Here is a 12,562-nt window from a genome sequence, read left to right on the forward strand (position 1 = left end):
CGTTTGTTGTAAGGCGTATAGAAGAATCGGCTTATTGAAAGTGATGCCCGTGTTGAAGCCGAAACTGTGACGGCGTCATGCCCTTGTGCGCCTTGAACTGCCGATTGAACAACGCCTGGGAGGCATAGCCGACCTGTTCGGAAATCGCGCTGACCGCCAGGTTGCCCTGCATCAATAAAGCGCAGGCATGTCCGATGCGTAGCCGGACGATGTAGTCCAGCGCCGTGCAGCGTGTATGTTTGCGGAACATGCGATGGAAGGCTGAAACGCTGACACAGGCCATTTGCGCCAGCTCGGGAATGCCGACAGGTTGCGCATAGTGGCCGTGCAGGTAGTCCAGGACGCGGCGGATGCGCGCGTCTTCAACGATGTGAGGGGCGGCGTTTTCCGTCGCGATGCGCTGCGCGGCGATATCCCGGGACAATGTGTTGAGCACGGTAAGCAACGAGATCAGTCGCTGGGAAGCGTCTTGCTCGACCATGGCTTCGATCACCGGGCGCAGCGCCCGGGACGTAGCATCACTGAAACTCAACGCCTGTCGCGCAGCAGCCAATAGCGCACGCGTCGACCCCATCTCCGGAAACAGTTGCACCAGCGAGTCCGCCCAGGCCTCGGAAAACCAGATGACCAGGGCAATGTGCGGTTTGGCGGGGTCGATCAGCTCGGCGGAAGACCAGCTATGGGGCACGTTCGGGCCCACCAGCACCAGGTCGCCGTCATCGTACAGCGCCACATCGTTGCTGATATAGCGGTGCCCGCGGCTGTTGAGGGTGAGGGTCAGTTCGTATTCGGGATGGTGATGCCATTCAAACGGAATCGCCTCCTGTAGACGCCTGTTCAGCAGGGTCCAGGAGGTGTTCGCCTCGGTGGGGATTTTTTCGAAACTGGCTCGCATGAATGCATCCTGCCTTGCAGGTGAGGTGGCGGCGCCACAATCGTAGCATTCGATTCAAGCGGTAGGGGATAAGCCGGCTCTTTGCCGCAAGAACGATTTCTTGCGGCGAATAAGATCAGGTTCAGTTCAAACTAACGAAGTTATTATCCGTTAGAGCAACCGTTACCCATGACCTGATATTGAAGAATATGACGCTGACCTTGTGAGTCTTCATATTCCATTTTTACCGGTACAACTTTGCATACATCCGGGACTTCACTCATGGACACTACTTTGGCGACGTCCAGATGGGTGCTGTAAGTGTAATCCTCAACAATCGGGGTGCTCTGGCTGGCTACGTCAGTCGGGGCTTCGTCGGCCAGGGCGGCGGTGGCGCACAAGCTGCTAAGGGCCATAACTAATAACGCTTTCATTTGACTATTTACCTTTTGGCGGTCGAAAGGGGTCACGGGGCCCTTGTGAGGCCACGTGTGTAACTTGATTGGGAAGTTCGGATTAACGTTGCCTTCGTGGGGGCTGTTACGTTGTTAATCACAGTGCCTTGATGGCGAGGTTGATTTTAGGCGTCCGAGTTATATTCATATACCCGTGCTTTTGATAAACACTATTGGTGGTTTTTGTAACAATCGCGAAATGAAGGTTTTTTCAGAAACCTGCAAAGCGCCACGGGCCGCGGGCCAGAGCGCTGCCAGGGGATAGGTGGGCAATTTGTAGGGGCTTGTTACTACCATCGTCGAATGGTTCTATAGGTCCGGCCCGGCTACAACAGGGCCATACAACAACAACTATGTCACCGAGGTAAGAAAGATGAGTGCGGCTTCTCTGTACCCCGTTCGCCCCGAAGTAGCGGCCAATACGCTGACCGATGAGGCGACCTACAAGGCCATGTACCAGCAGTCGGTGGTCAACCCCGACGGTTTCTGGCGCGAGCAAGCCAAGCGCCTTGACTGGATCAAGCCTTTCACCACGGTGAAGCAGACCTCCTTCGACGATCACCATGTCGACATCAAATGGTTTGCCGACGGCACCCTCAACGTTTCCTACAACTGCCTGGACCGCCACCTCGCCGAGCGTGGCGACCAGCCAGCAATCATCTGGGAGGGCGACGACCCTGCCGAAAGCCGCACCATCACCTACCGCGAGCTGCATGAAGAAGTCTGCAAGTTCGCCAACGCCCTGCGCGGCCAGGATGTGCACCGCGGCGACGTGGTGACTATCTATATGCCGATGATTCCCGAAGCCGCGGTCGCCATGCTGGCCTGTGCCCGGATCGGTGCGATTCACTCGGTGGTGTTTGGCGGGTTCTCGCCAGAGGCCCTGGCCGGTCGGATCATCGACTGCAAATCCAAGGTGGTGATCACCGCCGACGAAGGCATTCGTGCCGGCAAGAAAATTTCCCTGAAGGCCAACGTCGACGACGCCCTGACCAACCCGGAAACCAGCAGCATCCAGAAAGTCATCGTGTGCAAGCGCACCGGTGGCAACATCAAGTGGAACCAGCATCGCGACATCTGGTACGAAGACCTGATGAAAGTGGCGGGCACCGTGTGTGCGCCGAAAGAGATGGGCGCCGAAGAAGCGCTGTTCATCCTTTACACCTCCGGCTCCACCGGCAAGCCGAAGGGCGTGCAGCACACCACCGGCGGCTACCTGTTGTACGCAGCCCTGACCCACGAGCGCGTGTTCGACTACCGCCCGGGCGAAATCTACTGGTGCACCGCCGACGTCGGCTGGGTCACCGGCCACACCTATATCGTCTATGGCCCACTGGCCAACGGCGCGACCACGCTGATGTTCGAAGGCGTGCCGAACTATCCGGACATCACCCGGGTGGCGAAGATCGTCGACAAGCACAAAGTGAACATCCTCTACACCGCACCGACCGCGATCCGCGCCATGATGGCTTCCGGCACCGCCGCCTGCGAAGGCGCCGATGGCAGCAGCTTGCGCCTGCTGGGTTCGGTGGGTGAGCCGATTAACCCGGAAGCGTGGGACTGGTACTACAAGAACGTCGGCCAATCCCGTTGCCCGATCGTCGATACCTGGTGGCAGACCGAGACCGGCGGCAACATGATGAGCCCGCTGCCGGGCGCCCATGCGCTCAAGCCGGGTTCGGCGGCGCGCCCATTCTTTGGCGTGGTACCGGCGCTGGTGGATAACCTCGGCAACCTGATTGAAGGCGTGGCCGAGGGTAACCTGGTGATCCTGGATTCGTGGCCGGGCCAGGCACGTACGCTGTATGGCGACCATGACCGGTTTGTGGACACCTACTTCAAGACCTTCCGTGGCATGTACTTCACCGGTGACGGTGCGCGCCGTGACGAGGATGGCTACTACTGGATCACCGGGCGTGTGGATGACGTGCTGAACGTCTCCGGCCACCGCATGGGCACCGCCGAGATTGAGAGCGCCATGGTTGCGCACCCGAAAGTCGCGGAAGCGGCGGTGGTGGGTGTGCCTCATGACATCAAGGGCCAGGGCATCTATGTGTATGTCACGCTGAAAAACGGCGAAGAGCCGAATGAAGCGCTGCGCCTGGAGCTGAAAAACTGGGTGCGTAAAGAGATCGGGCCGATTGCTTCACCGGATGTGATCCAGTGGGCACCGGGCTTGCCGAAGACCCGTTCGGGGAAAATCATGCGCCGGATCCTGCGCAAGATTGCCACCGCTGAATACGACGGGTTGGGCGATATCTCCACCCTGGCGGATCCGAGTGTGGTGGCGCATTTGATCGAGACGCACAAGACCATGAACGTCGCGTAAGGCGGGTTTGTGGGACGAAGCCCCATTCGGCGTAGGCCGGATGGGGCTTTTTTGTGCGATCGGACAGGCGACCTATAACCCCCGTGGGAGCGGGCTTGCTCGCGAAGGCGGCGTGTCAGCCAGCACATCACCCACTGACACACCGCCTTCGCGAGCAAGCCCGCTCCCACATTTTGATTGCATTCCAAGATTGGTCATTCAGTGGCGCGACTTACACAAGGCCAATAAATATCGGATTGTGTTGTAGGAAGTTTCTGAATGTTACCGAACCTAGCAAATGTGTAACCCCACGCCCAAACATGAGGCAAAGTGCTACGCCGTTGCCCCGAAAACCCGCGTCTTAGACGCCCTGAAAAATTAGATCCAACGCTACACTTGCCGTGCTAGAAGGGTTTGCGAATAATAGGCCCGCAACTTGCAGCGTTAACAGGTTTAATATCTTTTGCCTCTGCATAAAATCAAGAGGCTGTCAATGTGCTGGAACCGCTTTCTCGGTGCTTCTGTAAATTGTTGTCGCATTGAGGAAATATCGGCTTCCGGCCTGTCGTTAGAATGCCGATCACTCGCTCGTCGTCGCCGATGCTGAACTGGCGCAGGACGCAGCACCGCTATTCGGTTTCACTCATTCGCATCGTGGGCCCTGGCTCATACTGCTGTTTTGCCCTATACCGATGGAGTCCCAAGATGAAGAAACTCGTGCTGTTGGGCGCCCTGGCGCTGTCCGTGCTGTCCATGCAGGCTTTCGCCGAAGGCAAGCCACTGAAGATTGGTATTGAAGCGGCTTACCCTCCGTTTGCCTCCAAGGCACCGGACGGCAGCATCGTCGGTTTTGACTACGACATCGGCAACGCCCTGTGTGAGCAGATGCAGGTCAAGTGCACCTGGGTCGAGCAGGAATTCGACGGCCTGATCCCGGCGCTGAAAGTGCGCAAGATCGACGCCATCCTGTCCTCGATGTCCATCACCGACGATCGCAAGAAGTCCGTGGACTTCACCAACCGCTACTACCTGACCCCAGCTCGCCTGGTATTGAAGGAAGGCACTGCCGTCAGCGACAGCCTGGATGAATTGAAAGGCAAGAAAATCGGCGTGCAGCGCGGTTCGATCCACGACCGTTTCGCCAAGGAAGTGCTGGCTCCCAAAGGCGCCACCATTGTTCCTTACAGCTCGCAGAACGAAATCTATCTGGACGTAGAAGCCGGTCGCCTTGATGGCACCGTGGCCGACGCCACCCTGTTGCAGGAAGGCTTCCTCGACACGCCAGCCGGTAAAGGCTACGCGTTCACCGGCCCGGCCTTCACCGACGCCAAGTACTTCGGCGACGGTATCGGCATCGCGGTACGTAAAGGCGACAAGGAAAACCTGGACCGCATCAACGCTGCAATCGCTGCGATCCGTGCCAACGGCAAGTACAAGGCAATCCAGGACAAGTACTTCAACTTCGACATTTACGGCCCAGAAGCCAAGTAAACCGTCGCAGCTGTCTGTCCAGAATGGCGCAAGCACCAGGATCTCTGAAGTTTGCGCCATTTTTTCATCCCCCTTTTCGAGGACCTGAATCATGTTGAAAGGCTACGGGGCTGTCATCCTCGATGGCGCTTGGTTGACGCTTCAGCTCGCCTTGTCGTCCATGGCCCTGGCCATTGTTCTGGGTCTGATCGGGGTCGCGTTGCGCCTCTCGCCGGTGCGCTGGTTGGCCTGGCTGGGCGACCTGTACTCCACGGTGATCCGCGGGATCCCCGACCTGGTGCTGATCCTGCTGATTTTCTACGGTGGTCAGGACCTGCTTAATCGTGTTGCGCCGTTGCTCGGCTACAACGACTACATTGACTTGAACCCCTTGGCCGCCGGTATCGGCACTCTGGGTTTCATCTTTGGCGCCTACCTTTCGGAAACCTTCCGTGGCGCCTTCATGGCCATTCCCAAGGGCCAGGCCGAAGCCGGCCTGGCGTATGGCATGAGCCCGTTCCAGGTGTTTTTCCGGGTGATGGTGCCGCAGATGATTCGGCTGGCGATCCCCGGGTTTACCAACAACTGGCTGGTACTGACCAAGGCCACCGCATTGATTTCGGTGGTGGGCCTGCAAGACATGATGTTCAAGGCCAAGCAGGCGGCAGACGCCACCCGCGAACCTTTTACCTTCTTCCTCGCAGTGGCGGCGATGTACCTGGTGATCACCAGCGTGTCGTTGCTGGCCCTGCGTCATCTTGAGAAGCGCTACTCGGTAGGCGTAAAGGCGGCTGATCTATGATCTTCGACTACAACGTCATCTGGGAGGCCATGCCGCTGTACCTCGGCGGCTTGCTGACCACCCTGAAACTGCTGGCCATTTCGCTGTTCTTCGGTTTGCTCGCGGCCTTGCCCCTGGGCCTGATGCGCGTGTCCAAGCAGCCGATCGTCAACGGTGTTGCCTGGCTCTACACCTATGTGATTCGCGGCACGCCGATGCTGGTGCAGCTGTTCTTGATCTACTACGGCCTGGCCCAGTTCGAAGTGGTGCGCGAAAGCTTCCTGTGGCCACTGCTGTCCAGCGCGACCTTCTGCGCCTGCCTGGCGTTTGCCGTGAACACCAGCGCCTACACCGCCGAGATCATCGCCGGCAGCCTCAAGGCCACGCCCCACGGCGAGATCGAGGCAGCCAAGGCCATGGGCATGTCGCGCTACAAGCTGTATCGCCGGATCCTGCTGCCATCGGCCCTGCGCCGGGCGCTGCCGCAATACAGCAACGAAGTGATCATGATGCTCCAGACCACCAGCCTGGCCTCCATCGTCACCCTGATCGACATCACCGGTGCCGCACGCACGGTGAACGCCCAGTACTACTTGCCGTTCGAAGCCTATATCACGGCGGGTGCGTTCTACCTGTGCCTGACCTTCATCCTGGTGCGCCTGTTCAAGTTGGCCGAAGGCCGCTGGCTGAGCTACCTGGCTCCACGGAAGCATTGATATGGAACGTATCGATCACCTGTTGCCCTGGGGTCACCTGGGCTGCGAACGCCAGCTGACGGTGTTTCGTTTCGGTAGCGGCGAGCGCAAGGCTTATATCCAGGCCAGCCTGCACGCGGATGAATTGCCCGGCATGCGCGCCGCCTGGGAGCTGAAAAAGCGCCTGACGGAACTGGAACAGCAAGGCGCCCTCAACGGCGTGATCGAGCTGGTTCCCGTCGCCAATCCGATGGGCCTGGGGCAACTGCTGCAAGGCAGTCACCAGGGCCGTTTCGAGATCGGCAGCGGCAAGAATTTCAACCGCGACTTCGTTGAGTTGAGCGAGCCGGTTACCGAGTTGCTCAACGGCAAGCTGGGGGATGATCCTCACGCCAATGTGCGCTTGATCCGCCAGGCCATGAGCGATGCGCTCAATGCGTTGCCGGCGCCGAGCAGCCAGTTGCAAGGCATGCAGCGGGTGTTGCTGAGCCATGCCTGCACCGCCGACGTGGTCCTCGACCTGCATTGCGACGCCGAAGCCGCGTTGCACATGTACGCGCTGCCGCAACACTGGCCGCAGTGGCGTTCGCTGTCGGCGCATCTGAATGTGAAGGTCGGCCTGCTGGCGGAAGATTCCGGTGGCAGTTCGTTTGACGAAGCCTGCTCGCTACCGTGGCTGCGCCTGGCCCGGGCGTTCCCCGAGGCGCAGATTCCCCTGGCGTGCCTGGCGACGACTCTGGAGCTGGGTGGCCAGGCCGATACTGGCCGTGACGAAGCGATTTTCCACGCTGAAGGCATCCTGGCGTTCCTCGCCGAGCAAGGCCTGATCCGTGGTGAATGGCCCGCGCCGCAGCACGAGCCCTGCGAAGGCCTGCCCTTCGAAGGCACCGAGTTGTTGTTCGCGCCCCACGCCGGCGTGATCAGCTACCTGCGTAAAGCCGGTGACGTAGTCGAAGCCGGCGACCCGATATTTGAAGTGATCGATCCCTTGTCCGACCGCGTGAGCATTGTTTGCGCGGGCACGCCTGGGGTGCTGTTTGCCGTTGAACGGCTACGTTATGCCCAAGCGGGTTTCTGGCTGGCCAAGGTGGCGGGGCGCGAAGCGCTGCGGCACGGGCGCTTGCTCAACGACTGACCAACTGTTTTTGTGAGAACCGACCGCATGTACAAACTTGAAGTCCAAGACCTGCATAAACGCTATGGCAGTCATGAAGTGCTCAAAGGTGTGTCCCTGGCCGCCGCGGCCGGTGATGTGATCAGCATCATCGGGTCCAGTGGCTCGGGCAAAAGTACCTTTTTGCGCTGCATCAACCTGCTGGAGCAGCCCCACGCCGGCAAGATTCTGCTCAATAACGAAGAGCTGAAACTGGTGGCCAACAAGGACGGCGCCATGAAGGCCGCGGACCCGAAACAGCTGCAACGCATGCGTTCGCGACTGTCGATGGTGTTCCAGCATTTCAACCTGTGGTCCCACATGACCGCGCTGGAAAACGTCATGGAAGCACCGGTGCACGTCTTGGGCATGTCGAAAAAAGACGCCCGGGAAAAGGCCGAGCACTACCTGGCTAAAGTCGGTGTGGGCCATCGTAAGGATGCGTTCCCTGGCCACATGTCCGGCGGTGAACAGCAACGCGTGGCGATTGCCCGTGCCCTGGCGATGGAGCCTGAGGTGATGCTGTTCGACGAACCCACTTCGGCGCTGGACCCGGAGCTGGTGGGCGAAGTGCTCAAGGTGATGCAGGACCTGGCCCAGGAAGGCCGGACCATGGTGGTGGTGACCCACGAAATGGGCTTTGCCCGTGAAGTCTCCAACCAACTGGTGTTCCTGCACAAGGGCATCGTCGAAGAGCGTGGCAACCCGCGCGAAGTGCTGGTCAACCCACAGTCCGAGCGTTTGCAGCAGTTTCTTTCCGGCAGCTTGAAGTAAACAGAACTGCTTTTATGCACTGAATTAGTGCAAGCTTCACAATCCTGAGGTTGCCCAATCCCCTGTGGGAGCGGGCTTGCTCGCGAAAGCGGTGTATCAGTTGATACATCCGGTGACTGATCCACCGCATTCGCGAGCAAGCCCGCTCCCACATTTGGATCTTCACCCGCTTTAGAGATTTGTGTTGGTTTACCGGCTAGCATTGGCCTTTGTCTTCATTACTGTTACTCGCTTCGGATAGCACTCCATGACTGCCCATCGAATTGGTTTCCTGATTTGGCCCAGCACTAAAGCACTGACGCTTGCGCTGGCTGAGGAGGCCTTGCGCGTTGCTCAGCGGGTGCATCCGGACGTGGTGTACGAACTCTCGTTTTTGCAGGCCGAACCGCCAATCGACGGCGCCTGGCAACTGCCGGGTGAGCCCTGGGCTGGCAAGCTGGAAGGTTTCCAAAAGCTGTTCCTGCTGGCCGATGAGCCACCGACCGTCATCGCCTCCCAGCTCAGCACCGCCCTCAAGCAACTGGTGCGTGCCGGGTGTGTGATCGGCGGCCTGTCGGCCGGTGTGTATCCGCTGGCCCAGCTCGGTCTGCTCGACGGTTACCGCGCCGCTGTGCACTGGCGCTGGCAGGACGATTTCGCCGAGCGTTTCCCCAAGGTCATCGCCACCAGCCATCTGTTCGACTGGGACCGTGACCGCCTGACCGCCTGCGGTGGCATGTCGGTACTCGACCTGCTGCTGGCAGTGCTGGCCCGTGACCACGGCGCCGAACTGGCCGGGGCAGTCTCGGAAGAACTGGTGGTGGAGCGCATCCGCGAAGGCGGCGAGCGCCAGCGCATTCCGCTGCAAAACCGCCTGGGTTCCAGCCATCCAAAGCTGACCCAGGCGGTTTTGCTGATGGAGGCCAACATCGAAGAGCCGCTGACCACCGACGAAATCGCCCAGCATGTGTGCGTGTCCCGACGACAGCTCGAGCGGATCTTCAAGCAATACCTCAATCGCGTCCCCAGCCAGTACTACCTGGAACTGCGCCTGAACAAGGCCCGCCAGATGCTCATGCAAACCAGCAAGTCGATCATCCAGATCGGCCTGTCCTGCGGCTTCTCCTCGGGGCCGCACTTCTCCAGCGCCTACCGCAACTTCTTCGGCGCCACCCCTCGTGAAGACCGCAACCAGCGCCGCAGCAGCAGCCCGTTCGAATTGTCGTCGGTGCCGTCCGAGCGCGGCTAGGCATCAGTGCTCGGCCGGCATCTCCAGGCATGGCGCTGTTCCTGTGCGCGGATGAGATCAGCAGCAGACCAAAACGGCCATCGGCGACGGCATTGGATAGTTGTGCCTCACCGACCGCCCAAAACCGGCCCGGGCGGTTTAAACTGCGCCATTGCGATGCTATTTGTCGCATTGGCGTAAACCCGCGAAAATCGCGGGTTGGCGCTATAAGAAGTTGTCGCTTGGCGGCAAGGCCGCGCTGAAAACTGTCCTTACAATCCCTGCATCGCCCGCCAGTTTCAGGCAGGCGTTCCTCTTCAGGAGACTCCGATGTCCGTTGAGCAAGCCCCGGTGCAACGTGCCGATTTCGACCAGGTCATGGTTCCCAACTACGCACCTGCCGCTTTCATCCCCGTGCGTGGCGCAGGTTCGCGCGTATGGGACCAGGCGGGCCGAGAGCTGATCGACTTTGCCGGCGGCATCGCGGTCAACGTATTGGGCCACGCCCACCCGGCGCTGGTCGGTGCACTGACCGAACAGGCCAACAAGCTGTGGCACGTGTCCAACGTCTTCACCAATGAGCCGGCCCTGCGCCTGGCCCATAAGCTGATCGACGCCACGTTTGCCGAGCGTGTGTTCTTCTGCAACTCCGGCGCCGAAGCCAACGAGGCCGCCTTCAAGTTGGCCCGTCGTGTCGCGTTCGACCGCTTCGGCACCGAGAAATACGAAATCATCGCCGCGCTGAACAGCTTCCACGGCCGTACCCTGTTCACCGTGAACGTGGGTGGCCAGTCGAAGTACTCCGACGGCTTCGGTCCGAAGATCGTCGGCATCACCCACGTGCCTTACAACGATCTGGAGGCGCTGAAAGCCGCCGTCTCGGACAAGACCTGCGCCGTGGTGCTGGAGCCGATCCAGGGCGAAGGCGGCGTGCTGCCGGCAGAACTGTCGTACCTGCAAGGTGCCCGCGACCTGTGCGACGCGAACAACGCGCTGCTGGTGTTCGACGAAGTGCAAACCGGCATGGGCCGCAGCGGCGAGTTGTTCGCCTATCAGCATTACGGCGTCGTGCCGGACATCCTCACCAGCGCCAAGAGCCTGGGCGGCGGTTTCCCGATCGCCGCCATGCTGACTCGCGAAGACCTGGCCAAGCACTTGGTGGTCGGCACCCACGGCACCACCTACGGCGGCAACCCGCTGGCGTGCGCGGTGGCGGAAGCGGTGATCGACGTGATCAACACGCCAGAAGTGCTGGCCGGCGTTAACGCCAAGCACGACTTGTTCGTTTCCCGTCTGGAGAAGATTGGCCAGCAATACGGCATCTTCACCGAAGTGCGTGGCCTGGGCCTGTTGCTCGGTTGCGTGCTGAGCGATGCCTGGAAAGGCAAGGCCAAGGACATCTTCAACGCCGCCGAGCGCGAAGGCTTGATGATCCTGCAAGCCGGCCCGGATGTGGTGCGCTTCGCCCCGAGCCTGGTGGTGGAAGATGCCGATATCCAGGAAGGTCTGGACCGCTTCGAACGTGCGGTGAAAAAGCTGACGCAAGCCTGATGGACCGTTGGGTGCCCGGCGAGTCGGGCGCCCAACACAAATTTTGTATGCCGGACTCTTTAGTTGAAGCTGTGAAGATCAAATGTGGCAGCGGGCTTGCTCGCGAATGCAGTGGCTCAGTCACCTGAAATGTTGAATGACACACCGCTTTCGCGAGCAAGCCCGCTCCCACACTTGACCTCACTGATTTCAAGATCGTGTCCGGCATTTTTTCCTGTGAGTTTTCGAGTTAAGGAGTGACACCATGCTGGTGATGCGCCCCGCGCAAATGGCTGATCTGGGCGAGGTACAGCGTCTGGCTGCGGACAGCCCGATTGGTGTCACCTCCTTGCCGGATGATGTCGAACGCCTGAGCGACAAGATCGCTGCGAGCGAAGCGTCCTTCGCCGCCGAGGTCAGCTTCAACGGTGAAGAAAGCTATTTCTTCGTCCTGGAAGACACCGACGCCGGCAAGCTGGTGGGCTGTTCGGCCATCGTTGCCTCGGCCGGCTACTCGGAACCGTTCTACAGCTTCCGTAACGAGACCTTCGTGCACGCTTCCCGCGAGCTGAAGATCCACAACAAGATCCACGTGCTCTCGCAGTGCCATGACCTCACCGGCAACAGCCTGCTGACCAGCTTCTACGTGGTGCCGGAGCTGGTGGGTTCGCCGTGGTCGGAACTCAACTCCCGTGGCCGCCTGCTGTTCGTGGCCGGCCACCCGGAGCGCTTCGCCGATTCGGTGGTCACCGAGATTGTGGGCTACAGCGACGAGAACGGTGATTCGCCGTTCTGGGACGCCATCGGCCGCAACTTCTTCGACCTCAACTACGCCGCTGCCGAGCGCCTGTGCGGGTTGAAGAGCCGGACCTTCCTCGCCGAGCTGATGCCGCACTATCCGATCTACGTGCCGCTGTTGCCCGACGAAGCCCAGGAAGCCATGGGCCAGGTGCACCCGCGGGCGCAGATCACCTTCGACATCCTGATGCGCGAAGGCTTCGAGACCGACCATTACATCGACATCTTCGACGGCGGCCCAACCCTGCATGCGCGCGTCTCGGGCATTCGCTCGATCGCCCAGAGCCGTGTGGTGCCGGTGAAGATCGGTGAGATGGTCAAGGGTGTCGGCCGCCAGTACCTGGTGAGCAACGGCCAGTTGCAGGATTACCGCGCGGTGATGCTGGAGCTGGACTACGCGCCGGGCAAGCCAGTGACCCTGGACCTGGAAACCGCCGAAGCCCTGGGCGTCGGCGAAGGTGCCAGCGTTCGACTGGTAGCGGTTTAAGAATGAGTTTCGCGGGTGGCTTGCAAGGCG

The 12,562-nt window shown here is 60.1% G+C and carries 11 protein-coding genes; 9 read left to right on the forward strand and 2 right to left on the reverse strand.

The features are described from left to right. Positions 1–31 precede the first annotated feature (31 nt). Together HX815_RS00610 and HX815_RS00615 are read right to left on the reverse strand one after the other, a co-directional pair. Positions 32–895, reverse strand: a complete 864-nt coding sequence (locus tag HX815_RS00610; RefSeq protein ID WP_087693120.1) for an AraC family transcriptional regulator — start codon at positions 893–895, stop codon at positions 32–34. Positions 896–1,038: 143 nt separating this feature from the next. Further along, the gene (locus HX815_RS00615; RefSeq protein ID WP_008435250.1) at positions 1,039–1,308 is read right to left on the reverse strand and encodes a DUF2790 domain-containing protein; all 270 of its coding nucleotides are present in this window, start codon (positions 1,306–1,308) and stop codon (positions 1,039–1,041) included. Positions 1,309–1,702: 394 nt separating this feature from the next. Between HX815_RS00615 and acs the strand changes: the two genes are divergently transcribed. From acs to aruF, 9 genes are all read left to right on the forward strand, one after another. Further along, on the forward strand, positions 1,703–3,658 hold the full coding sequence (gene acs / locus HX815_RS00620; protein WP_003214346.1) for an acetate--CoA ligase: 1,956 nt from the start codon (positions 1,703–1,705) through the stop codon (positions 3,656–3,658). 684 nt (positions 3,659–4,342) lie between these two features. Continuing rightward, positions 4,343–5,128: an ABC transporter substrate-binding protein gene (locus tag HX815_RS00625; protein ID WP_003214343.1), complete on the forward strand. Its 786-nt coding sequence runs from the start codon at positions 4,343–4,345 to the stop codon at positions 5,126–5,128. Positions 5,129–5,219: 91 nt separating this feature from the next. Then, positions 5,220–5,909, forward strand: a complete 690-nt coding sequence (locus tag HX815_RS00630) for an ABC transporter permease (protein ID WP_003214341.1) — start codon at positions 5,220–5,222, stop codon at positions 5,907–5,909. After that, the gene (locus HX815_RS00635) at positions 5,906–6,604 is read left to right on the forward strand and encodes an ABC transporter permease (RefSeq protein WP_003214339.1); all 699 of its coding nucleotides are present in this window, start codon (positions 5,906–5,908) and stop codon (positions 6,602–6,604) included. The genes HX815_RS00630 and HX815_RS00635 overlap by 4 nt, the downstream gene beginning before the upstream one ends. 1 nt (position 6,605) lies before the next feature. After that, complete coding sequence (locus HX815_RS00640; RefSeq protein ID WP_177019546.1) at positions 6,606–7,718, forward strand: succinylglutamate desuccinylase/aspartoacylase family protein; 1,113 nt, start codon at positions 6,606–6,608, stop codon at positions 7,716–7,718. Positions 7,719–7,745: 27 nt separating this feature from the next. Then, positions 7,746–8,510, forward strand: a complete 765-nt coding sequence (locus tag HX815_RS00645) for an ABC transporter ATP-binding protein (RefSeq protein ID WP_003214336.1) — start codon at positions 7,746–7,748, stop codon at positions 8,508–8,510. 247 nt (positions 8,511–8,757) lie between these two features. Further along, entirely contained in the window at positions 8,758–9,738 is a 981-nt protein-coding gene (locus HX815_RS00650; protein ID WP_003214334.1) for a GlxA family transcriptional regulator, read from the forward strand. Positions 9,739–10,047: 309 nt separating this feature from the next. Further along, positions 10,048–11,268, forward strand: a complete 1,221-nt coding sequence (locus HX815_RS00655; RefSeq protein WP_003214332.1) for an aspartate aminotransferase family protein — start codon at positions 10,048–10,050, stop codon at positions 11,266–11,268. Between the two features lie 244 nt (positions 11,269–11,512). Further along, positions 11,513–12,532 carry an arginine/ornithine succinyltransferase subunit alpha gene (gene aruF / locus HX815_RS00660; RefSeq protein ID WP_003214328.1) on the forward strand — a complete coding sequence of 340 codons (1,020 nt, stop codon included), beginning with the start codon at positions 11,513–11,515 and terminating at the stop codon, positions 12,530–12,532. Positions 12,533–12,562: the final 30 nt, after the last annotated feature.

Origin of the sequence: Pseudomonas sp. E6002, from assembly GCF_013385565.1 — a bacterium.
In the GTDB taxonomy this organism is placed as follows: domain Bacteria; phylum Pseudomonadota; class Gammaproteobacteria; order Pseudomonadales; family Pseudomonadaceae; genus Aquipseudomonas.

Excerpts from the sequence above, each read along its gene's own strand:
- HX815_RS00610 (WP_087693120.1), bottom strand. The coding sequence starts at position 895 with ATGCGAGCCAGTTTCGAAAAAATCCCCACCGAGGCGAACACCTCCTGG.
- HX815_RS00615 (WP_008435250.1), bottom strand. The coding sequence starts at position 1,308 with ATGAAAGCGTTATTAGTTATGGCCCTTAGCAGCTTGTGCGCCACCGCC.
- acs (WP_003214346.1), top strand. The coding sequence starts at position 1,703 with ATGAGTGCGGCTTCTCTGTACCCCGTTCGCCCCGAAGTAGCGGCCAAT.
- HX815_RS00625 (WP_003214343.1), top strand. The coding sequence starts at position 4,343 with ATGAAGAAACTCGTGCTGTTGGGCGCCCTGGCGCTGTCCGTGCTGTCC.
- HX815_RS00630 (WP_003214341.1), top strand. The coding sequence starts at position 5,220 with ATGTTGAAAGGCTACGGGGCTGTCATCCTCGATGGCGCTTGGTTGACG.
- HX815_RS00635 (WP_003214339.1), top strand. The coding sequence starts at position 5,906 with ATGATCTTCGACTACAACGTCATCTGGGAGGCCATGCCGCTGTACCTC.
- HX815_RS00640 (WP_177019546.1), top strand. The coding sequence starts at position 6,606 with ATGGAACGTATCGATCACCTGTTGCCCTGGGGTCACCTGGGCTGCGAA.
- HX815_RS00645 (WP_003214336.1), top strand. The coding sequence starts at position 7,746 with ATGTACAAACTTGAAGTCCAAGACCTGCATAAACGCTATGGCAGTCAT.
- HX815_RS00650 (WP_003214334.1), top strand. The coding sequence starts at position 8,758 with ATGACTGCCCATCGAATTGGTTTCCTGATTTGGCCCAGCACTAAAGCA.
- HX815_RS00655 (WP_003214332.1), top strand. The coding sequence starts at position 10,048 with ATGTCCGTTGAGCAAGCCCCGGTGCAACGTGCCGATTTCGACCAGGTC.
- aruF (WP_003214328.1), top strand. The coding sequence starts at position 11,513 with ATGCTGGTGATGCGCCCCGCGCAAATGGCTGATCTGGGCGAGGTACAG.